Source organism: Pseudoalteromonas sp. T1lg24 (genome assembly GCF_002964745.1).
Taxonomy (GTDB): Bacteria; Pseudomonadota; Gammaproteobacteria; order Enterobacterales; family Alteromonadaceae; genus Pseudoalteromonas; species Pseudoalteromonas spongiae.
This window is the reverse complement of sequence record NZ_PQCB01000034.1, coordinates 302,687-325,192: the sequence shown is the minus strand read 5'-3', so window position 1 is coordinate 325,192 and position 22,506 is coordinate 302,687. Positions and strand designations below refer to the sequence as shown.

The window sequence follows — 22,506 nt, the reverse complement described above, 5'->3', positions numbered from 1 at the left end:
AATTTGGAATTGAATTGTTAACTAGCGGCTTGAAATCGAAAGAAGGATTAGAATAACTACATGAAGCAATCTTTACAGCTTCGCCTTGGGCAGCAACTAACAATGACTCCACAATTGCAACAGGCTATTCGCTTGTTGCAGTTGAGTACGTTAGATTTGCAGCAAGAAATTCAAGAAGCGCTTGATGCCAATCCTTTACTTGAAGAAGACATTGACTACAGTGACGATAAACAAAACAACGAAAACACTGAGTCAAACAAAGACGAATCATTAAACGGCGATGATATTGAAGCAGCGCCAAGCCAAAGTGAAATTGAATCAAGCGACGCACTTAGCAACGAGAATATTTCTGAAGATTTAGCTATGGATGTGTCGTGGGACGATTATATCAGCGCCGCACCGGTTTCTGTCAGTAACGCCCCAGCTCCTGACAACGATACTGTGTATCAAGGCTCAACCAGCGAATCATTGCAAGATTACTTAATGTGGCAATTACGCTTAACGCCGTTCAGCGACACCGACGAGATGATCGCAACCACTATTGTTGAAGCGGTAGACGATTCAGGTTATTTAACACAAAGTAGCGAAGAAATTTTAGAAGCGGTACAGCAATCTGACGACCAAGAACAAATTGAACTAGACGAAGTTGAAGCTGTACTTAAACGCGTTCAACTCTTTGATCCTGTTGGTATTGCTGCGCGTTCGTTACAAGAATGTTTATTGATCCAGCTCAATCAGTACGACAAAAATACCCCTTGGCTAAACGAAACAAAGAGCGTAATCTCAAACCATATGGAACTTTTAGGATTACGTGATTATCGTACAATAATGAAGAAGGCTAAACTCAAGGAGCCTGAGTTAAAAGAAGTCTTAACATTAATACATAGCCTTAATCCAAAACCAGCTGAAAGCATCATAAAAGAAGAACCTGAATACGTGGTTCCCGATGTTTCAGTAAAGAAAATTAAAGGACGCTGGCGCGTTGATTTAAACAACGATAGCATGCCAAAGATCCGCGTGAATGAACAATACGCTGCGCTTACTCGCTCGATGAAATCAAGCACTGACAGCCAGTTTATTCGCAACCATTTGCAAGAAGCAAAATGGTTTATTAAAAGCTTAGAAAGTCGCAATGATACTTTATTAAAAGTAGCCAATTGCATTGTTGAACAACAACAGGCATTCTTTGAATATGGTGACGAAGCAATGAAACCTATGGTTTTAAACGACGTTGCCGAAATGGTCGAGATGCATGAGTCGACTATCTCGCGTGTAACAACGCAAAAATACATGCATACACCACGTGGCATTTATGAGCTTAAATACTTTTTTTCAAGCCACGTTAGCACGGAAAATGGGGGTGAGTGTTCATCCACCGCGATTCGAGCACTGATCAAAAAGCTAGTTGCGGCGGAAAATCCTGCTAAACCATTAAGTGATAGCAAGATTACCGACTTACTAGCGGAACAAGGAATTAAAGTGGCGCGACGCACTATCGCAAAATACCGTGAGTCGCTATCCATACCACCGTCTAATCAGCGCAAGAGCCTGATCTAGACCAAATAGAAGGAAAATGCTTATGCAATTAAACTTAACAGGTCGTCACGTAGAAATTACTGATTCTTTAAGAGACTATGTCACTAACAAATTTGCAAAACTAGAGAGGCATTTTGATCATATAAATAACGTGCACGTTATTCTAGATATTGAAAAACTATCACAAAAAGCAGAAGCTACTATGCATGTTAACGGTGGCGAATTGTTTGCCTCTACCGAGCATCAAGATATGTATGCAGCAATCGATGGCCTGGTCGACAAACTAGACCGCCAAGTAATTAAGCACAAAGAGAAACTTTCTCGCCACTAAAATGAAATTAACCGATATTATTGCTGAGGACTGCGCTAAAACCGCGGTCCTTTTTAATAGCAAAAAAAGACTGTTTGAATTTATTAGCGACCTTGCCCATCAGCAAGCCCCTGATATTACTTCTCAAGAGTTTCTTGAAGCCTTACTGCAACGCGAAAAGCTAGGTAGCACGGGTATTGGTAAAGGCCTCGCCATTCCTCATGGCCGCATTGATGGCCTACAAAATACCATTGGCTTTTTAATTGTAAATCAGTCACCTATTCCGTTTGATGCCATTGACGATAAAGACGTTGATATTTTTATCGTACTGCTCATACCAGAACAAAAGTGCCAGCAACATTTGCAGACTTTAGCCACCATCGCTGATAAACTAAAAGATAAGCAGTTTTGCCGTCAACTACGTCACGCTGAAAATAATCATCAGCTATATCAAATCATTAGTAGTGAGGCGAGTTAACTAAGGGAGATGTAAGTGCAACTTATTTTAGTCAGTGGTCGTTCTGGTTCAGGAAAAACAGTCGCACTCAGAGTATTGGAAGATCTCGGGTATTATGTTGTTGACAATATTCCTGTTAATTTATTGCCTTCGTTGATCCGCTCAGTTTCAGATAAATACGACAAAATTGCAGTGAGTGTTGATGCTCGCAATATGACTAAAGAGCCAGAGGAAATAGAAGAAGTACTCGACTATTTACCTGGTTTTGCAACACCAACCTTATTTTACCTTGATAGCGATGACAGCACGCTAATTAAGCGCTTTTCAGAGACGCGCCGCTTGCATCCGTTATCACTGAATAATATCTCCCTTGAAGAAGCCATTGAAGCTGAGAAAAAGCTGCTCGATCCTATCGCCTCACAAGCGGATATCTTTATTGATACAACAGGCTTAAGTGTTCACCAACTTGCCGATAGCATACGAGAGAAAGTACTCGGTAAAAAATCAAATCAGTTAATTATCACGTTTGAGTCATTCGGTTATAAACACGGTATTCCAAAACATGCTGACTATGTTTTTGACGCCCGCTTTTTACCAAACCCACATTGGGAACCAGCACTTAAGCCGTTAACAGGGTTAGACCAACCGGTAATCGACTTCCTTTCTAGCCAGCCTGTGGTTCATAAATTTGCATGGCAAGTGCAAACCTTTATTGAAACTTGGTTACCGCATTTAGAGCGTAATAACCGTAGCTATTTAACCGTTGCAATTGGCTGTACTGGCGGCCAGCATCGTTCAGTTTATTTAGCGCAAACACTGGCTGATAGCTTCGCCAAACACCATAAAAACGTAAAAGCCCACCATCGTGAGCAAGTAAACAAATAAGCATAAGCGACTATTATGTCAGTTGAAAAACGATTTTTAATCGAAAACAAGTTAGGGCTACATGCTCGCGCTGCAACCCAACTAGCAAAGCTCGCAATGGCATTTGATGCGAAAATTAGTTTATCCCAAGGCGGTAAAACGGCTGAAGCTGATAGTGTATTGGGTTTAATGCTGTTAGAAAGCTCGCAAGGTAAAGAGGTATTAGTGCGTTGTGAGGGTCCTGACCAAGATCAAGCGTTACTTGCCATAGGCGATTTAATTCAAGCTAAGTTTAACGAAGACGAATAAACAGCTAACTTAGTTAAAACATTTTTCTGCAATAATGCTACAATAAGTTAGACGTAAGTTAACTCTAATAAATCAAAGAGTTGCAATCATTCACTCCAACCTTCAATAAATAATAGGGTGAACATGCCAGAAGCACTAGAACAAGACTACTCACAAACACAACTACATGAGGTTACAAAAGCCCTAAGTAGCGGCATGTTTGTGCATGTTCGACGCATGTTAGCGCATATGCCACCGTGTGATATTGCTTTATTGTTGGAGTCTTCACCGCATAAAAGCCGTACTGTTTTATGGCAATTGGTTGACCCGGATCTGCAAGGTGAAACCTTAGAAGAGCTTTCTGAAGATGTGCGTAACGGCATTATCGCGCAAATGGATCCTGCGCTAATTGCCGCTGCAACGGAAGAAATGGATGATGATGACCTTGCAGAAGTGTTACGTAGCTTACCCGATACCGTATACCAAGAAGTATTGGGCTCAATGGATAAAACAGATCAAGAGCGCGCGACATTTGTTTTATCTTACGAGGAAGAAACCGCGGGTGCTCTAATGAGTACCGATACCATCACGATTCGCCCTGATGTCACGCTTGACGTCGTTTTGCGTTATTTACGCTTAAAAGGCGAATTGCCTGAAGGCACCGATGAACTTTACGTTGTCGATAAAGAAAATAAGTTTTTGGGTGATATTCAGCTTGCGACATTATTGACAAAAAGTCCGTTACTCACTGTACGTGAAGTGATGGATAATGAATCTGAAGCAATCCCTGTTAGTATGGGTGAGTCAGAAGTTGCGCAATTATTCGAACGTCATAACTGGATTTCAGCCCCTGTTGTCGACGAAGACAGCCAATTACTTGGCCGTATTACCATCGATGACATTGTTGATGTAATTCGTGAAGAAGCCGAACACAGCATGATGAGTATGGCGGGTCTTGATGACGAAGAAGATACCTTCGCTCCCGTTGTAAAAAGTACTAAGCGCCGCTCGGTGTGGCTTGGTGTAAATTTAATTACTGCAATCCTTGCTGCATTTGTGGCAGGTTTTTTTGAATCAACCTTAGGTATATTACCGATTTTAGCTGTGCTTAACGGCATTGTGCCTTCAATGGGGGGCATTGCCGGTAGCCAAACACTCACCTTAGTTATTCGCGGTATGGCTGTGGGCCACATTAACGATGCCAACCAGCGTTGGTTAATTGGTAAAGAAATAGCGATTGGTATGCTCAATGGCGTGATTTGGGCGGTGTTAATTGCCTCGGTAGTAGCGCTTTGGCAATGGGACTTCACGCTCGGTTTAGTGATTGCCTTTGCGATGTTTATGAATTTATTTGCCGCCGGTTGTGCCGGGGTAACAATTCCACTTATTTTAAAGAAATTAGATATCGACCCAGCACTCGCTGGCGGGGTAATTCTAACAACAGTTACAGATGTAGTAGGTATTTTTGCCTTCCTTGGCACTGCAACCTACTTCCTGTTACCGTGATATAAGCTATTACGCTTATATCACCTTAGTTCTACTTCTTTGGCAACAAGGTGTACTCACCGACAAATTCAGCAACCAGTTGCTCACCGTCAAAAATTTGCACTGGCACTGTGTAAACTGCTTTTTCACCTTGCTCTAAGCTAGAAAGATCACCTGAGCACTTGTGTAAATCAACATTGCCGATAGGATCTTGTTTTAGCGGTTTGAGATATTTAATGCTTGCATCAGATAGCACAATTGCAGCGTCGCTTCCGATCTCTTTCAAATGTAAATAAGTTGCTCCCCAACCTGTTAAAGTAGCAAGACTATAAATAGAACCGGCAAACATTGTACCGTGAAGGTTTTGATTAGCACTAAATTCAGCGCTCGTAGTAAATTGCCAATCGGTATAACTCTCAACCTTAATGCCCATAGCATCGCTGATTGGAATATCCTCACGCCACGTATTTTGCAGCACCTTAGTCCATTCAGGGCGACGGAACCAGCCAGGACATGACGGGCATACTTTAACCATTTTCCAATGTTGAATATCGCCGTACATCAAGTGCGCTTTTTCAACAACCACATAACCGTGGCGCTTATAAAAATCGACCGCTCTATCACGAGCAAACAAAAGTAATTCTTTAGCGCCTTGCTGCCATGCAAGCTTCTCTAACTCATGTAATAAACGGCTGCCAAGGTGATGACCGCGATGATCTTTATTCACCGCCATATAACGCACTTGCGCTTGTTCACCGGTATTCCAATGCAAACGTGCAACGCCTAGCACTTGGCCTTGTTCATTTTTAATAAAACGATGTTCCGCTTCTTGCTCGAACTCGTCTTGTTCAGAACCTCGAGGCTGCTGCCAAGGGGCGCGTAGCACCTGCCATCTAAGTTGATAATAATCCTGCCAATCTTGACTACTTTGGGGTGTCGTAACTTGTAACATAGCGACTCCTTATAATTTTAATTGGCAACAGATTAACCTAAAAATGCACAATATAAAATCACTCGATGGTAAACACTTTGGTATTAGCCTAAGCTTAATATTGAACGCGTTTACAAGGGCTTAATGTGGTATCTATTGATTTTGTAAATAACGCAAACATGCTTGGCACCCTAGTTTGCTTAAGAAAAACGCCAATAGGCACATGCACTGTTAGGCAGCTTGAAGATGTTAGGTGGCTATTAATAGACAACACATTACAGTCAGTTAGCGATTTAACACAACCTCAGCAGTTTTTACTGCCACATTTGCAACAATTAGCCAGCTTATGGCAAACCTTACCTGAGCCCAACAATATATTAGAAGTAGGATTAGGTGGCGGTGCAATTCGCAATTATCTCAATGCAAGTTACCCGCATTGCAACATTACTACTATTGAGAAAAGCCAAGATATTATCGAGTTATATACGCAGTATTTTGCGTCACTGCCACAATCAAATCTCATTGCCGGTGATATTACAACTTATCATTTTTCCAACTCGTATAATTGGATTGTGCTTGATTTATTTAGTAAGCAAGACTGCCCTATTTTTCTGTTTCAACGCGAGTTTTATCAACGAGTGAAGTCGCTGTTTGTTGATGACGCTAATCGGCACTTATTTATTAATTTTATATGTGAAAGCGCGCAACAGTTAAATTCGTTGCGCACTGTACTGACGAGCGTATTTAAAGCGGATGTGACAATTTACGCGATTAAGGACTACAACAACAAAATAGTGCACTTACACTTCTAAACGAAACGTCACGGGTCCATCGTTCACTAGGTGCACTTTCATATCGGCACCAAATTGACCTGTTTGCACGGTTGTTAATCTTTGCTTAGCTTGGCTTACAAAATATTCGTATAACTCTACACCGAGCGCTGGAACAGCTGCAGACGAAAAGCTAGGACGCATTCCTTTTTTAGTATCGGCTGCTAGTGTAAATTGCGAAACAACTAACAAATCACCGCCGATATCTTTTAGGCTCAAATTCATTTTCCCTTCACTATCAGAGAAAATGCGGTAGCCAGATACTTTGTGCAATAGCTTATCTGCTTTTTGCTGGTCATCACCTTTTTCTACCCCTAGCAGCAGTAAAATACCTTGACCAATTTCACCAACAACCTTCCCATCAACGACCACTTTGGCTTCACTCACCCGTTGAATTAACCCTTGCATATTATTCTTCCTCTTGCTCAACGATTAACGGCTTCTTTCTCTCGCCGAAACTCTGTTGTAGTGATACTGTGAATTCAGCACCTAATAACACAACAATCCATGACAGATACACCCAAACAAACAAAATAGGAATGGTCGCAAGTGCCCCATAAATCACTTCATATGATGGGAAGTTACTTACATAAGCTGCAAACCCTTTTTTACTGAGCTCAAATAACAGTGCGGCAAACATCGCGCCTGGCAAAGAGGCTTTAATAGGTACTCGGATATTAGGTACTACGGTATAAATCAGCATAAAACCCGCGGTAGAAATCACGTAAGGTAGCAACCCAAGTAAAAAGCCGCTAAAACCAGGGATCCCCTCATCGGCATACGCTGCCAAGCTGACAAGGTACGATGTCATACCTAAACTTGCACCCAATAAAACCGGGCCAAGCGTTAATACCATCCAATAAACCGCAAACGAAATCACAACTGGGCGCTTCTTCTGCGTGCGCCAAATACGATTGAGCGTTGCATCTACATTACGAATCAAAAACAGCGCTACAACGATTAAAAAACCAATACCCATTGCTGTCATTTGACTCGCATTACCAGTAAACGCACCTATGTGCTCTTTAATGGTTTCTGAAGACGTTGGCACAAAGTTATTAAAAATAAAATTTTCGATAACCGCTCTAAAGTCCTGAAACACAGGAAACGCAGAAAAAATAGCAAAGACCACAGCGAGCATTGGTACCAATGACAACAAGGTTACATAGGCTAAATAACCAGCATTAACGGTAATTTGGTCATCTAAGCAACGTTTGCCATACCCCTTAAACCAAAAGGCGGCGTAGCGTATTGCTTTACCAAATTGCTGAAACATCTGGGAGTAATCGACTTTATTCTGCATCGTAAGCGCTACTAATAAAAAAATATTGCCATATAATAACAAGATAATGGAAAGCATAAAGAGAATTGAACACACTATGAAAAAATTACTGCTCGCTGTCGCAACCACAAGCTTATTAACCCTTTCTGGCTGTCAAACAGCTTATTACTCTGCAATGGAAAGCGTAGGTGTTCACAAGCGCGACATTCTGATTGACCGTGTAGAAGAAGCAAAAGAGTCGCAACAAGATTCTCAAGAAGAATTCCAATCAGCCTATGAGCGCTTAACAACATTAATTAATTTTGATGGTGGTGAGCTACAAAAAGTTTACGACCAACTTAACGATGATTATTTGGCGAGTAAAAAATCTGCCGAAGATGTATCGAGTAAAATTAATGCCGTTGAAGACGTAGCCGAAGCACTGTTTGATGAGTGGGAAGAAGAATTAGAACAGTATTCAAACGCTAAACTAAAACGCGATAGTCAAAAGAAACTTTCCGCGACTAAGCGCCAGTTTGAGCAACTATTACGTTCAATGCGTCGCTCTGAAAGCAAAATGGAACCGGTTTTAACCGCGTTAAACGACAACGTTTTATACCTAAAACATAACCTTAATGCGCAAGCAATTGCCGCAATAAAAGGTGAGTTTTCTACATTAAAACGCGATATTAAAACACTTATGAGCGAAATGAATAAATCCATTGCAGATTCAAATAAGTTTATAGCACAGATGAATAAGTAAAGATTATTTAGTTCAGGTTGTGCGAGTTTGCTTGCTCAACCTTTTCCCAATTTAAAGCTATAGTTGCATAATAAAACTTAGATGCCTACATAAGAAACCGCTGTTACTCCCAATAATTACCATTCATCAGCTTTTTACGCCATTTCTCATATAATATTCCCTTTAACCACTTCCATATATTATTTTATAGCGAATACCGTGATGTTAAATATTTGTATTGATTGCTCACGAACTTATTGTACAAAAATTCATAAAAGGACATTAGTTATGGCAAAGCATTTAAAAATAATTACAAACCTGTTGATAGGTGCAATCTTATTCTCTGCACCCACGTTTGCTGAGCGATTAGATATTGGTTCAACATTACCACAGGACCTTGGTAAAACATTTGAACATAAAGAAATTAGTTATGAAAAATTTAAAGGACAACAAAACTACATATTAGTTTGGGACGGTTCAAACCCCTATGTTTTAAGTAACTTACTCAAAAACACCAAAGACACACCAGCCCCAGTTATTGTTTTCTGTACTGGTTACGTAAAGTTAGGTTCTCGGAAAAAAGATTATAAATCTTGTGAATATCAAGAAGGTGTAATAAATAGTGATCGAGTAACCATGCTGTACTCAAGAAGTCTCCGACTAGAAAATGATATTTTGTTACCCAAAGCAACGCATCTCTTCATTTCAGATGAGAGCGGTAAAATTACTCACAAAAGTAATTTACAACAAAATTAATGCTAGCTGAAAGTGCACTTCATTTAAAAGTGCACTTAACTTGTGTAACTGATTATTGACAGCCACGCTAAACTTAGTTCTTTAATCCGCAATCATTATCTAACCAGTTAATTAAGTTGCTATAGAACTCGTTTTTATGATCATGAAACAAAGTATCATAAAAATGGTCGGCATCTTCTAGTTCAACATACTTATGAACTTTGTTTAACTTCTCTAGTTCAGTCACAAATTTTCGACTATGAACAACAGGTACTCTCTCATCAATATCACCGTGGATCACCATAATTGGAATATTCACTTTCTCAACTTTATCTATAGGAGAAATACCTGTGATAGTTGGTTGTTGAAGTTCGCTAAGGAACTCATCTTCATTCAGTGTAGCATTGATTCTACTTAAATCACTCACACCAGCACCGGCTACAGTACATTGATAAATATTCTTTTCTCGCATTGATGCAGCAAATGCAGCATAACCACCATAACTCCAACCAAACATTGCCAATTTATCTATTGTGGTATAGCCTTTTTCGACCAAATACATTGCGGCGTCATCAAGGTCATCTTGCATCTTAAGACCCCAATTATTATCCCCTGCAACCCAATGTTCCAAGCCATAGCCCGTAGAACCACGGTAGTTAGGCTGAATTACAACATAACCATTCGCCGCTAAAAGCTGCGCCCATTCATCAAAGATGATCGTGTCACGTACCCACGGACCACCATGCGGTAGCACAATTGCAGGATGAGGTCCTTTTGTATTTGGCGTTGTCACATAAGCGCGTATTTTTCTACCATCACGAGCGCTATAGCTAATGTATTTTACGTCGGCTAATTTATCCTCAGTAAGTAAAGGTAAACGCCCGCCAATTTTATCTAACTTTTGTTTATTAGTAATTATGTAAAAAGTACCAGGATCTTTATTAGAACTTGTCTGAACGACTAACACATCATCACTATTAGAACGACTAGTAATATTGACAAACTTCCTCGGAAATAAACCCTCTAAGCTTTGGTATAAAGCATCTTCATTAGGATCTGTAAAATATCGCTTAGGCCAGTTTGTTGTGTATGAATAACCGAGCAAAGAACCCCATTTATTTTGTATAATACTGCCAGCATCAACAGATTTCAGCCCAAATAAGCGTTCCGATATTTCTCCAGTTTCAATATTAAATGTATAAATACCGGTTTTATCTTGCCCTAAATTTGCGCTGATATACATGTCGTTAGGTGATTCCTTTGAAAAACCTAAAAAATCATAGCTTTCACGACTTTTTGGAGAAATTGTTTTTATCTTTTTCCAATTAGTGCTCCCTTTCCTACGCGCAAACAACTCTATGGAGTTTGTAGCCCTATCAAATCCTCTAGCTGCACGAATATCACCGTCCGCATCAGCAACAAACCCACCAGTTATTTCAGTGTTACCTCGCATAACTGTTTTGAAACTACCGTTATCAAGATTATATCTAACTACATCAGGGATACGATTATCGTTTACATCAGTCAATGCCAGAACAGTGTTATCTTCTTTAGGTAACAGATCAAATATTTGAAAGAAACCTAAACGTTTGTTATTTGAGGGAATAACCCACTTGCCTTTACCATCAGCGTCCGTAATTGCAAATTCATTAACCCAACGTTTAGAGTTTCCATCTTCTAGTATTTGGCGAAAGCTAACGCCTATTTTTTCATTATTAAGAAAGCCAACACTCGATACCATCATCTTGCTGGCCCCTAAAACTACTGGCTCTTTCTTTAAATTAAATGGATCTCTTATTTCAATTACATAATCGCCATTTTTAGTTGTCGCTCTGAGAATCGCTACTTTTTTACCATCTGGAGATACAGAAACACTTCGTATCATTGGCATCATTGTAAATGCCTCAAGCGTAACATTCGATGAGTTAGCTAATTCACTAGCTAATGAATTAGTTGGATAAGCCAAGCTTGCAGCAAGCACTCCAAGGGCCAATATTATTTTTGTCATTATCATAGACCTCAATTAAAAATGGCCTCATCAGAGGCCATTTGCTAAGTTACAACGCTCAATTAGAAGTTAACTGAGAAGTTGATATAAGGCATGCGGCCATACATGTCATAACCAACACCTAGAGGTACGTTAGTATTAGAGAATGAACCACTTGGATCAACTTTAGGTGGAGCTTCATTAAATACATTACGAACACCCGCAGAGATTAGATATTCATCAGAAGACCATGAAACTGATACATCATGCTTCCAATAGTCTTCAGTAAAGCCTACAGGGCGACATTTAAGGCGCTCACCAGCGCTATTAAACAAGCCTGTACAACCGGTTGTATCTTCCTCAAACTCTCCTAAATCGTCTTCTTTACCACCTGAGATGTAACGAGCCATCCAGTTAAAGCGGAAGTCGTCATAAGAAAGCATTAGACGAGCTGTACCACGCCATTCAGGATAATCTGGTTCACCCACATTATCATCGACAACACCTAACACATCGTACAGGGCTTCAGTCATCTTGGTTGCTTGAAGGTCAACTGTTACACCCAAGTTTTGTTCTGAAATAACAAAATCTTGATTATAGTAAATATTATAGTCATAACCTTGAGACGTTAATAAACCTACGTTGATGAATGATTGGTCAACTAGACTAATTTGACCGCCTTCATCACGACTAATACGGCTACAGAAAGCTGCATTACCATCTGCACCATAACATTGGTTAATGCTATAGAAAGCTGATGGTTCAGCAATACTATTAGTTACTTCAATATCGAATCGAGTTACAGAAAGCGTTATATCTACGTCTTCAATAAATGGCTGCTCAATAACAAAGCCATATGTCTTAGCTAGTGACGTTTCAGGGCTCAACTCTGTTGTACCACCGCTGATAACTTCAGTACTTGTTGATTCAGTGAAGGTAGGATCCAAACCTAATGAAGTTGGATCTAAACCATCAGAAACACAACGAGCTAGAGTTACATCATCACGCGGGTCATTAGCTGCATCATATGTTGGAATTGCATCTGGGTTGATTGGATCTGAGATACGAGCATCACTTGGAACAACACACGGGTCACTCACAGTCAAGAAGCCTGAAGTACCGTTTAAGAAACGCTCACGTAAGTTAGGTGCGCGGAATGATGTACCTTGAGTACCACGAAGCGTAATCCATTCAACTGGACGATAAACAGCTTTTACAGAGTATGTACTTTCTGGGTCATAGTAGCTTTCGTCAGAAATACGACCAGATACAGTCAATGTAAACTCTTCAACACCTGTTACACCTTTAACAAGTGGTAGGTCAATTTCAGTAAATACTTCACGAAGACTACGAGAGCCATCCGCACCTTGGTCTGAGAAATAACCCCATAGCAAGCCTTGTGCAGCTACTGCGTTAGGATCTGATTCAATCTCGTCACGACGATATTCAGCACCAAAAATACCTGATACTGTTTCATTGTTCCAAGGCAAAGTATACAGATCGCCACCTAAGAATCCATTAACAACTAATTGATTAACTTTCGTTTCAATTTTACGTTGATCGAACAGATAATTGTATTCTGCGTCTGTCAACGTACCACCACCTGGTTGATAAATATTATCCGCAAACAGGTTAACTGGAACACAGCCATCAGTGCCATCACCACACGTTACAGTACCATCAGCATTTAGAACAGACGTGTTCAATGAATGTAGTAGTCGTTGTTCGTTAAAACCATTACGGACATCAGTACCTTTTGATGCACTGTAAGAAACATATGCATCATAATACCAATTATTTAAGTTAATCGACTCTAGGCCTGGTAAATTACCTGTAACACCTGTTACTAATCGGTATTGGGCAACATCAACTTCAAAACGATCACGGTCACCACGAATATTAATAATAGGATCAACATCTAATGGACCAGCATCACCAAAGCCTAGTACACCAAAACAATCTACCTCACCATTTACACCACATGGATTATATGGGTTTGAAGCCGGAACAGTTTCAAATAACTGAGCACCAGGACTGAATACTGGAGAGTTACGTTGCGCATACAAACCTTCGTAATAAAAAGTTGTATCATTGTCATCGGCAAAGTTATGCTCACCATTTACCATGAATGAAAGACGTTCATTGCGGCTGCGGTAATCACCACTCTTATAATAATCAGACTGCTGGAATGCATATAATGGATCTTGGAAGTCAACATCACGCAAACCATCTCCATTACCGTCTACAATAGCGCCGTCAAGGTCGTCAATAATACCATCGCCATTGAAGTCTGCTAAAACCCACTCAGGGAATAAACCAGCATATTGTGAAGGAACTGTCGTTTCACTTAAATTTGGAATGCCTGTGTTAGTATATCCAGGAGTTACATATAGACTACCCCAGAAAGCTGGAACGAAAACACGGTTTGTTAGCGGAAAAATATCACAGGTATCTTCACCACCAGCTGTAGGACCAATACCGCTAAATCGTGTAATGATATCACCTTCTTCAGATTCAAAAATACGCTCTTCACAACCTTTTGCAAAAGCAGTTTCTGAGTATGATTGTGCTTTTGAATCAGCGTATTCTAGACCAACAGTAATGAAACCATTGTCGTAAGTGTCACCCCACATAACAGAAAGATTTGATTGTTCACCGCCACCACTTTGCGGCGCTTGATAAGAACCTTGAACTTCAAAACCTTCAATATCTGACTTTAATACTACGTTCGCTACGCCAGCTACTGCGTCAGAACCATAAACCGTTGAAGCGCCATCAAATAAATTCTCAACACGATCAATCATTACGCCTGGAATCAAATTGAGATCTGGTGAAGTAGGCGCGCCTCCAACCCCTGCAGGAGCCATACGACGACCATTAATGACAACAAGTGTACGCTCAGCACCTAAACCACGGAAACCAATTGTCGCCGCTCCTGGTCCGTTATCTAATACATAACCACCAAACGTGTTATCAATCTGAACACCAGCTGCTTGGTTGGTTGATTGAAGCATTTCACCAGCTTCGAATAAGCCCATCTCTCGAGAAAGGTCGCCGCTAATGACTTGAATTGGTGATGCGTTCGAAAATTCAGCTTTACGAATTCGAGAGCCAGTCACTACAACCTTTTCAATTTCCTCGTCTTCCGCATTATTTTTTTCTTCTTCTGCGGCAACACCTGCAAAGCTGGTTATTGCACCTGCAAATAGCGCAGACTTAACGCTAAGTGCTAATAAGTTTAATTTTTTCAAAATGAGATTTCCCTGAAGTTTTCTAAATGTTAATTGTCACAAATTACACAAATGTTTCTCTTTGTTTAAAAATGTAATCCGAACAACACAGTTTTAACATAAAAATTACAAAACATGAGTACTATTCGACAAATAACATTATTTACATCTAAGCTAAGCCAAAAAGGAAAACACAGAAAAACACAGAAAAACACAGAAAAAACAATAAACTACAAAAATATCGATAGTAAAATTTAATTTACACACAATTTAATTGTTTACAATCATTTACACTACATCTGAAATTGTTGATGTTACAAGAGGAGGACCTGGGCGTGTTAAAGGTTAAGATCGATAGTTTAGAGTAGGAAAAACGTAATTTTAGCAAGGTAACTAAAACGTCACCTTACTAAAATGCAAAAATTTAAACTTTAATTAACATCAACGATATATTTCAACTTTACGAAACTTAGCCGCATCAATTATTGCCCACAAGTGGAAAATACCGCCAATGATTGCTGGAACGACAAAAAACCATAAAGCGTAGCCACCAAATACTACAATCGCAAATATCAGTGCCGCGCCAATGCGCCCTTGTACCAACTGCCCAAGACCTGGGAAAAACACGTTACAAATAGCAGCGATTACATTGCCTGCTGATCCTTGTTCTGCCATATAAACCTCTCAAATTTCCAATTTATTTAATTTAAATCAAACTCTATGCCAAATATATATTAATATAACTTTCAGTGTGTTAGCTTAATTTCGTATCTTGCTAACAATTCATTATTAGTAAGATTGACTAAAATAGAGCTAATTACACTAAATATGGAGCTTGCCATGAAATTAACATTTATCGGAGCAGCAAGTACAGTTACAGGTTCAAAACACCTACTGCAAGTAAACAACCTAAAGATCTTAATTGATTGCGGCCTTTACCAAGGCATAAAAAACTATCGCACTCGCAACTGGCAAGCTCTTCCGTTTGATGTAACTAAGTTAGATGCCGTTTTATTAACCCACGCACATATCGACCATTCGGGTTATATTCCGCTTTTATACAAGCAAGGATTTAGAGGCCCTATTTTTTGCTCTCACGAAACACTAAAACTATGTGAAGTATTACTGCCTGATGCGGGTTTTTTACAAGAAGAAGACGCAAAATATGCAAATAAAAAACGCTTCTCTAAGCACTCTCCAGCTGAACCACTGTATACATTAAATGATGCTAAAAAGTCGTTATCTCTTTTTGTGCCGCTCGATTTTCAACATAATGTCGAAATTTTGCCAAATATAACAATTAACTTAAAACCAAATGGACACATTCTCGGCTCTTCAAGTATCGAGTTAAACGCAAACAGTAAAACGTTAGTTTTCAGCGGAGATGTTGGTAGGCAAGACGATCCAATTATGTATCCGCCAGAGCCGATTTCACCCTGTGACTTACTAGTTGTAGAGGCAACGTATGGTGATAGACGTCATACTGCAACCGACACCAAGCAAATTCTCGCCGATGCCATAAATGACACGTTTAAGCGTGGCGGTATATTTCTTATGCCCTCTTTTGCCGTTGGCCGCGCACAGTTAATTTTGCATTTAATCTCTGAGCTAAAAAGAGAGCAGCGAATTCCGAATGTACCGGTTTATCTCAATAGCCCGATGGCAATAAAGGTCACCGATCTTTATGAAAAAGCCCACAAGCACCACAAACTAACAAAAGAACAATGCCAAGCAATTGATGACATGACAGAGTTTGTTAAAACGCAAGAAGAGTCGGAAATGCTCAATAGCCGCAATCTACCCTGTATTATTGTATCAGCAAGCGGCATGGCAAGCGGTGGACGGGTATTACATCACTTAAAAAGTTTATTGCCAGATGATAAACACACAGTCGCATTTTTAGGCTTTCAAGCAGCTGGCACACGCGGCGAAGCGCTTATTAATGGCGCCGAAAGAATAAAAATTCATGGCGAATATATTGATGTAAAAGCAAATGTTCTAAACCTAGATTCACTTTCGGCCCATGGTGATTATCAAGATATTCTAAATTGGTTGCAGCAAGGCGAAGCATTACCAAAGCAAATTTATATTAACCATGGTGAAGTCAGTGCATGTGAAGCAATGCGTTGCCACATTAAGGAGCAGCTTGGCATTGACGCCAAGGTGGCTGAGTATTTGGAACAAGTGGAACTTTGAAAACCCAATTTTTAGCCTACCAAGGCATTTATATCGCATTTAATGATAAATTGACGGCAAATGAACATAGCCATCAATTTATTCAAATTAACTTATTGTCGCCACAAGCCAGTATTACTGTTGACCAAAAAACGCTTTCCACAACCTGTTTAATAATTGCAAGTAAAGTAAACCATACTTTAAAAAGTGATCAACCGGTGATCACCATATTGATTGATAACTTTAGTGTACTCGGCAAAAAACTAACACACCTTATTAACTGCCAAAAAAATGAAAACAATGTTTACACCTGCTTTGAACAAGCCAAATCGCAATACCTTTGGCAATATTTTATAGATAAAACAGGCAGCTTTGATTATGCGATGACTGAATTTTTAACTAGTATTTTATGCCACCATACCCAAGCAAAGCCCCCCACGGATCCGCGTATTGCAAAAATACTTAATCACTTACAACTGTGTGACAGTGCCCAGCTAAATCTTTCACAATTAGCAAAAATAGTTAATTTATCGCAAAGCCGGTTATCACATTTATTTAGTGAGCAAATTGGCATGCCATTTAAAAGTTACCAACGTTACTTACGATTAAAACGCCTAATACCATTACTCGCAAATGGCTTTGATTTAACAAAAGCAGCCCATCAAGTAGGGTTTAGTGATGCCGCACATTTAAGCCGCGAATGTAAAAAGTTATTTGGCATACAGCCAAAGCAATTAAAAGGAACGCTAACATTCGAGCAAATCTAATAATTTAAAATCGTGCTCTAGGCCCATAATCAAGCCCGAACCACGCGAGCTCAGCCAAGGTTGAGACAGGATATATAATCCCGATATGTCGGATACTTTATCAAAAAAATCTTTATTGCTAGCTTGCTGCGCTAAACAGCTTTCAAGCCAAGAAAAATCATTGTTATAGCCTGTGGCAATTATCACCTTATCTATCACTTGCCCTTTAAGTGTTATTGGCTTTTCGCTATTTAACTTATTCAAATTAAAGCGCTTACAAAGTGTTATTCCAGCCTTAGCTAACTGATAATTACGACTACCAGTTGCAGGAAATGGGTCTTTCTTTCGCATTTTTTTCGCTAACCAATGCTGCTTTGCCAAACGAATCAGGCCAAGCTTATCTAACCAACAGAAAATATCCTTACCCAATAAACGCTGTGGCAAAAAAGAACGCGCCTTGCCCATAGATAAAAATACGTGGTTCTTTTTAACCAACATTTTTGCCAGTTGCCGGCCACTGGCACCATCACCAATCACTAACCAGTTTTCGTTTTCACATGTTAAGTGCCGATCACCAATAGATTCTGGCGTAAACACTTTACCGTGATAAAAAGAGTTATTATCCAGCGGATACGAATGGGGGATTTGAAATGCACCAGTACATACAAACAGCATTTTGCTGTGGTAGGTTTCACCATTACTGCAATTTACTGTGAAGCCAATGGTGTCATTTCGCACATCAACTACTTTACGGCCAAATCTAATATCTAATGACAGTGCAGCAGCATATTGTTCAAGATATTCAACCAATTCCTGTTTTGACGGGTACTCGCTTGCGTTGCCAGATATATTCCACCCTGGCAACTGACTATAGCGCCGAGAAGTAAACAAAGTTAACCCTTCATAACGATTTCGCCACGCACTGCCAACAGCATTTGATGCTTCTAAAATAACCACTTTGTGATAGCCTTTTTGCCTCAATAAATAGGCGGTTGCTAAACCAGCATGACCTGCACCAACAATAATTGCTTGTTTCATAACTACTCCAACTGAAAACTCTCAGCTAGAATAAAGGTACAGCAAAACTAAAAATTGAATTTAAACGCTATATGTTTGAAAAATTTAAAATGCATGGCGATGTCAGCCTTAATTGGCAAGGAAAAACGCTAGAAATAAACACAACCGGGCCATGGAATGCTGAGTTTTTTATGCATTTACATGAGCAATTAATTGATATGGTGCGTAATCAGCAAATTACTGATTTTGATGTATTACTTAACATTCATGGCGAGGCACTGCCAACGCCAGACGCACAAAATGCACATATTGAGTTTTTAAAAGCCTCCAGTGCCAAAGCTGTCGCAGTAAATCTTGAACATTGTGTAACAAGGTCGATGACACAACAAGTGTGTGACTATGTTTACCCTACAGCAGGACTAACACATCAGTGTTTCAACAATAAAGCGCAAGCGCTCAATTGGCTAAGTACGCAAAGCGGGGAATAATAACGCCATTAACGCATTAACCGCCTCTAAACGGGTTTGCTCTTCCATACTGGCAAACCCTAAACGCAGATACTGAAAACCTTGCTCGTCACAATTGGTTACTTGTGAGTTAAAGTCATGCTGACATTGAATGTATATTCCATGCGCCTGTGCCAACTCAGTAAAACCAGTTAAATCACGCTTACAACCAAGCCAAATAGCCATGCCCCCATCGGGAACAGCAAAGGTGATCGGGTAACCCGCTTGTTTATAACCTTCTAACAACAACACAAGGTGATCTCTGCGCGCTAAATACAATTGTGTCATTTTGCGAAGATGTCTTTCAAAGTCCCCTTCGCTCATCCAATTAGCTACTGCTTGCTGTAATACACACTCGGTTTTGTGGTTAATAATTTTTTTACTATTAGCCAAATACTCAATAACTTGAGGGTGAGCCGAAACATAACCTAGCCGCGCGCCTGCAAACATAATTTTTGAAAAAGTTGAGATATAAATGACTCGACAGTCAGGGTCATTTGCCGCCATGGGTACTAACGGTGAACAGCGATAATGAAACTCATGATCATAATCATCTTCTAAAATTAAAAAATCATGCTGCTGAGCTAATTGGTATATTTGGCTGCGACGTTGTGGCGATAAGGTCACTGTTGTTGGGTACTGGTGTAGCGGCGTTAAATACAAAAGCTTTATTTTAGTATGCGCTAACACGCGCTTTAAGCTGTCAGGTTTTATACCAAACTCATCTTGTTCAATGGTAATCAGGTTTGCACCATTTGACCTGAGCGCAGCGCATGCAGGCGGATAACTAAGTTGCTCAACCGCCACATTGTCACCGCCCTGTAACACCGCTTGCGCGACAATAAACAATGCTTCTTGCGATCCATTGGTTATTAATATTTCGCCAGATGAAAGACCGCGGGCTCTTACTAAGTATTTTTTTATTTGTTCACGTAATGTTTCATTCCCGAGCGTGCCCTGATAATGCAAGCTGCCCAGGTCTAACTGCTTTAACGCCGTATTTAAATGGCTTTTAAATACTTTCATTGAAAATTGGGTTATATCTGGTAATCCACCAGCAAAATTAAAGCGCACATTGAAATCAGCGTTAGAAAGACTCGCTTTTGGCGATTTAAATAAGTGAGCCAAATTAAATTGCTGAGTTTCGTTCAATTCGTTTGGTACACAGCCCTCAACCGGTAAGACCGAAACCACTTGATAACCGATACGCGGTAAACTTTCTAAATACCCCTGCGCCACTAACTCATCGCAAGCCGCCATAATTGTATGACGATTCACATTGAGCTGATTTGCTAAATCTCTGCTTGCCGGCAATCGGTCTTGTGGTTTTAACTGACCCGATAAAATGGCCTCTCGAATACTCGCAGCAATGGCGAGGTATTTTTTTTCATGTGGATTCAATGAAATGGTCAGTAAACGCATTCAACTTCTGGTCTATACAAATAATAAAAACTGGTTGTTAACGTTATACCAGATTTCTTTTTTAATACACCTCATAAAGCATGAAAAATTTGGAATGAGGTTACCATGCAACAATTAACACAAACACAATTTGAAACTAACAAAGTCGTTTTGCAAAAGCTGCAACACCACCATTTAGATGATTTATTACAAGCAGGGAAAAACCCGAAAATTTGGCAATATGTACATAGCAATTACTGCAAAGACAAAGATACGCTTGAGCATTGGTTTAATGAAACAGCACAGTACCATGCTGATAAGCAGTTGCCGTTAGTGATTATTGATAAAAAAAGTAATCAACTGGTGGGCAGCACACGCTTATTTGCCCTTGATTTTAATCACGATAAACTTGAAATTGGCCACACGTTTATTACCCCTGAATTTCAACGTTGCCATATCAATACACATGCAAAATACTTACTGTTAAGTTACGCATTTGAACAACTTGGTGCAGCCCGAGTAGAGCTTCGCACCCATGAAAATAACCAAAAATCACGAAATGCCATTGCCCGACTAGGCGCGCAATTTGAAGGCATTGCATGGCAAGATAGAAAGCTGATTGACGGTAGCTATCGTAATAGCGCAGTATTTAGTGTCACTCATATAATCTGGCCAAATGTAAAACAACAATTAGAGGCAAAGTTATAATATGTATCCACCACGCCAATATATTGAAAATGACTTTGCTCGACTGTTAACGCACATTGAGAAGTCTCCGCTGGCAAGTTTGATTTATCAAAACGCGCAAGGCGACATTGAGCTTTGCCACATTCCATTAGTGCTTGATGAAAATAAGCAGCATTTATTGGGGCATATGGCAGCAAATAACCCGCTTGCCAAGCTACTTGCTAAGCAGCCTTTAAACATAAAATGCCTATTTAATGGTGCAGACTGTTATGTTTCACCCAATGATGCCGAAAAGGTCTATTTACCTACATGGCATTACGCCAAATTAGAGGTAAAAGGGACAGCACAACCTATTTCTGCTCCCTCACAAAAGCGCGAGATAATGGCTTATTCCGTTGCACAATTTGAAGATAAACTGGCAACGCAGTGGCAACTTTCTCAAGTAGGTGAAAATGAGCTGTCTCAGTCGTTAAAGTACATAATGGTGTTTAGAGTGGAAATTACTGAAATCCTTGGTAACTTCAAACTGAGCCAAGATAAGGCAAGTGAAACACGAGCTGAAATAAAACAGAGCCTTTATGCTCGTGGCGATAAAGACTCAGCCGAATTGATTTATTAGCGAGCTTTATGAATGCGCTCTACAAACTGAGAAGAGGCAATTGCCACAATACAATACGCAGTAAAAAACCAAAAGCCGATGCCTAGCTCGGCTTTCATTTTTAACATATCGCCCATTTGCCCATCGGCATTGCCAGCCAAATAAGAAACAATAAGTGCAATCACAAATACGTCGGTCATACTCCACTTACTAAGCTTAGAAGCAGCGGTATTAAGCAAACGAGTGAGCTTAATTTTAGCGGGCAATAACACACTGAGTAGCTGCATCAGTAGTTTTAAAAATGGAATGATCACAGCAAATAACCCAACTAATACTGCCACCACATGGTTTTGATTATTGGCAAGTTCTTCAATAGTGCCAACAATACTGCGAGTTTTGCGATAGGCTTCAACTTCACCTTCTAACTTATCAAGGCCAAGCATACCCGAGAACATACGTAACATGCCGCGTGTATTGCCATCGCCTTCTTCGGCAAGCATGTTAATACCCACATCCACTATTTTGGCTTTATCAATATTACCTTGCAGTGTTAACACAGGCTGAGTTACCCCAGGGATAAGCAATGCAATACTAACAAGTAATAAAATAACGGCGCTAATTTTTGTTTTCATAATGCTTCTTAAAAATTAATTTTCCCGACTTTAACGCAACATACATTGTGCGGCTAATTTGATTTGTTAAAAAGCGTTATAAATCGAA

Annotated in this window: 23 protein-coding genes; 14 read left to right on the top strand and 9 right to left on the bottom strand. The window is 39.9% G+C overall.

Annotated elements, in window-relative coordinates:
- Window positions 1-60 precede the first annotated feature (60 nt).
- The 6 genes from C2M30_RS20965 to mgtE all read left to right on the top strand — a co-directional run bounded on the left by C2M30_RS20965 (window position 61) and on the right by mgtE (window position 4,961).
- Window positions 61-1,557: an RNA polymerase factor sigma-54 gene (locus tag C2M30_RS20965; RefSeq protein WP_100914281.1), complete on the top strand. Its 1,497-nt coding sequence runs from the start codon at window positions 61-63 to the stop codon at window positions 1,555-1,557.
- Window positions 1,558-1,579: 22 nt separating this feature from the next.
- Complete coding sequence (gene hpf / locus C2M30_RS20960) at window positions 1,580-1,867, top strand: ribosome hibernation promoting factor (RefSeq protein WP_010561569.1); 288 nt, start codon at window positions 1,580-1,582, stop codon at window positions 1,865-1,867.
- 1 nt (window position 1,868) lies between these two features.
- Window positions 1,869-2,324 (top strand): PTS IIA-like nitrogen regulatory protein PtsN, encoded by a 456-nt coding sequence (ptsN, locus tag C2M30_RS20955; protein ID WP_010561568.1) that lies wholly within the window; start codon window positions 1,869-1,871, stop codon window positions 2,322-2,324.
- A 15-nt stretch (window positions 2,325-2,339) separates the two neighbouring features.
- Entirely contained in the window at window positions 2,340-3,188 is an 849-nt protein-coding gene (rapZ, locus tag C2M30_RS20950; RefSeq protein WP_010561567.1) for an RNase adapter RapZ, read from the top strand.
- A 15-nt stretch (window positions 3,189-3,203) separates the two neighbouring features.
- The gene (locus tag C2M30_RS20945; RefSeq protein WP_010561566.1) at window positions 3,204-3,476 is read left to right on the top strand and encodes an HPr family phosphocarrier protein; all 273 of its coding nucleotides are present in this window, start codon (window positions 3,204-3,206) and stop codon (window positions 3,474-3,476) included.
- A gap of 123 nt (window positions 3,477-3,599) precedes the next feature.
- Window positions 3,600-4,961 (top strand): magnesium transporter, encoded by a 1,362-nt coding sequence (gene mgtE / locus C2M30_RS20940; RefSeq protein WP_010561565.1) that lies wholly within the window; start codon window positions 3,600-3,602, stop codon window positions 4,959-4,961.
- A 31-nt stretch (window positions 4,962-4,992) separates the two neighbouring features.
- Here the strand turns inward: mgtE and C2M30_RS20935 are convergent, their stop codons facing one another.
- Complete coding sequence (locus C2M30_RS20935) at window positions 4,993-5,892, bottom strand: bifunctional GNAT family N-acetyltransferase/hotdog fold thioesterase (protein ID WP_010561564.1); 900 nt, start codon at window positions 5,890-5,892, stop codon at window positions 4,993-4,995.
- Between the two features lie 125 nt (window positions 5,893-6,017).
- Between C2M30_RS20935 and C2M30_RS20930 the strand changes: the two genes are divergently transcribed.
- A complete protein-coding gene (locus C2M30_RS20930) occupies window positions 6,018-6,683 on the top strand; it encodes a spermidine synthase (protein ID WP_105173195.1) in 666 nt (221 codons plus the stop codon).
- Here the strand turns inward: C2M30_RS20930 and dtd are convergent.
- Together dtd and C2M30_RS20920 are read right to left on the bottom strand one after the other, a co-directional pair.
- The gene (gene dtd, locus C2M30_RS20925; protein WP_105173194.1) at window positions 6,672-7,109 is read right to left on the bottom strand and encodes a D-aminoacyl-tRNA deacylase; all 438 of its coding nucleotides are present in this window, start codon (window positions 7,107-7,109) and stop codon (window positions 6,672-6,674) included. The genes C2M30_RS20930 and dtd overlap by 12 nt on opposite strands.
- A gap of 1 nt (window position 7,110) precedes the next feature.
- Window positions 7,111-8,004 (bottom strand): virulence factor BrkB family protein, encoded by an 894-nt coding sequence (locus tag C2M30_RS20920; protein WP_051320887.1) that lies wholly within the window; start codon window positions 8,002-8,004, stop codon window positions 7,111-7,113.
- Window positions 8,005-8,080: 76 nt separating this feature from the next.
- Here C2M30_RS20920 and C2M30_RS20915 point away from each other — a divergent pair, with 76 nt between their 5' ends.
- On the top strand, window positions 8,081-8,725 hold the full coding sequence (locus C2M30_RS20915; RefSeq protein ID WP_010561560.1) for a DUF2959 domain-containing protein: 645 nt from the start codon (window positions 8,081-8,083) through the stop codon (window positions 8,723-8,725).
- A 267-nt stretch (window positions 8,726-8,992) separates the two neighbouring features.
- Window positions 8,993-9,460 carry a hypothetical protein gene (locus C2M30_RS20910; protein ID WP_010561559.1) on the top strand — a complete coding sequence of 156 codons (468 nt, stop codon included), beginning with the start codon at window positions 8,993-8,995 and terminating at the stop codon, window positions 9,458-9,460.
- 73 nt (window positions 9,461-9,533) lie between these two features.
- Here the strand turns inward: C2M30_RS20910 and C2M30_RS20905 are convergent, their stop codons facing one another.
- From C2M30_RS20905 to C2M30_RS20895, 3 genes are all read right to left on the bottom strand, one after another.
- On the bottom strand, window positions 9,534-11,447 hold the full coding sequence (locus C2M30_RS20905) for an alpha/beta hydrolase family protein (RefSeq protein ID WP_010561558.1): 1,914 nt from the start codon (window positions 11,445-11,447) through the stop codon (window positions 9,534-9,536).
- Between the two features lie 62 nt (window positions 11,448-11,509).
- Entirely contained in the window at window positions 11,510-14,677 is a 3,168-nt protein-coding gene (locus C2M30_RS20900) for a TonB-dependent receptor domain-containing protein (RefSeq protein ID WP_010561557.1), read from the bottom strand.
- A 420-nt stretch (window positions 14,678-15,097) separates the two neighbouring features.
- On the bottom strand, window positions 15,098-15,331 hold the full coding sequence (locus C2M30_RS20895; protein WP_010561556.1) for a hypothetical protein: 234 nt from the start codon (window positions 15,329-15,331) through the stop codon (window positions 15,098-15,100).
- A 165-nt stretch (window positions 15,332-15,496) separates the two neighbouring features.
- On the opposite strand from C2M30_RS20895, the gene C2M30_RS20890 reads away from it, so the two are divergent.
- Window positions 15,497-16,852 carry an MBL fold metallo-hydrolase RNA specificity domain-containing protein gene (locus C2M30_RS20890; protein ID WP_105173257.1) on the top strand — a complete coding sequence of 452 codons (1,356 nt, stop codon included), beginning with the start codon at window positions 15,497-15,499 and terminating at the stop codon, window positions 16,850-16,852.
- Window positions 16,849-17,598, top strand: a complete 750-nt coding sequence (locus tag C2M30_RS20885) for a helix-turn-helix domain-containing protein (protein WP_105173193.1) — start codon at window positions 16,849-16,851, stop codon at window positions 17,596-17,598. Before C2M30_RS20890 ends, C2M30_RS20885 begins: the two co-directional genes overlap by 4 nt.
- On the opposite strand, the gene C2M30_RS20880 is transcribed toward C2M30_RS20885, so the two are convergent.
- Window positions 17,578-18,615 carry a flavin-containing monooxygenase gene (locus C2M30_RS20880; RefSeq protein ID WP_105173192.1) on the bottom strand — a complete coding sequence of 346 codons (1,038 nt, stop codon included), beginning with the start codon at window positions 18,613-18,615 and terminating at the stop codon, window positions 17,578-17,580. The genes C2M30_RS20885 and C2M30_RS20880 overlap by 21 nt on opposite strands.
- Window positions 18,616-18,686: 71 nt before the next feature.
- On the opposite strand from C2M30_RS20880, the gene C2M30_RS20875 reads away from it, so the two are divergent.
- Window positions 18,687-19,082 carry a hypothetical protein gene (locus tag C2M30_RS20875; RefSeq protein WP_054978179.1) on the top strand — a complete coding sequence of 132 codons (396 nt, stop codon included), beginning with the start codon at window positions 18,687-18,689 and terminating at the stop codon, window positions 19,080-19,082.
- Here C2M30_RS20875 and pdxR read toward each other — a convergent pair.
- Window positions 19,059-20,522: a MocR-like pyridoxine biosynthesis transcription factor PdxR gene (gene pdxR, locus C2M30_RS20870; RefSeq protein ID WP_105173191.1), complete on the bottom strand. Its 1,464-nt coding sequence runs from the start codon at window positions 20,520-20,522 to the stop codon at window positions 19,059-19,061. The genes C2M30_RS20875 and pdxR overlap by 24 nt on opposite strands.
- Window positions 20,523-20,627: 105 nt before the next feature.
- On the opposite strand from pdxR, the gene C2M30_RS20865 reads away from it, so the two are divergent.
- Window positions 20,628-21,209 carry a GNAT family N-acetyltransferase gene (locus C2M30_RS20865; RefSeq protein ID WP_105173190.1) on the top strand — a complete coding sequence of 194 codons (582 nt, stop codon included), beginning with the start codon at window positions 20,628-20,630 and terminating at the stop codon, window positions 21,207-21,209.
- A gap of 1 nt (window position 21,210) precedes the next feature.
- The gene (locus C2M30_RS20860; protein ID WP_105173189.1) at window positions 21,211-21,807 is read left to right on the top strand and encodes an FMN-binding negative transcriptional regulator; all 597 of its coding nucleotides are present in this window, start codon (window positions 21,211-21,213) and stop codon (window positions 21,805-21,807) included.
- Here the strand turns inward: C2M30_RS20860 and C2M30_RS20855 are convergent.
- Window positions 21,804-22,418 carry a paraquat-inducible protein A gene (locus C2M30_RS20855; RefSeq protein WP_105173188.1) on the bottom strand — a complete coding sequence of 205 codons (615 nt, stop codon included), beginning with the start codon at window positions 22,416-22,418 and terminating at the stop codon, window positions 21,804-21,806. The genes C2M30_RS20860 and C2M30_RS20855 overlap by 4 nt on opposite strands.
- Between the last annotated feature and the right edge of the window lie 88 nt (window positions 22,419-22,506).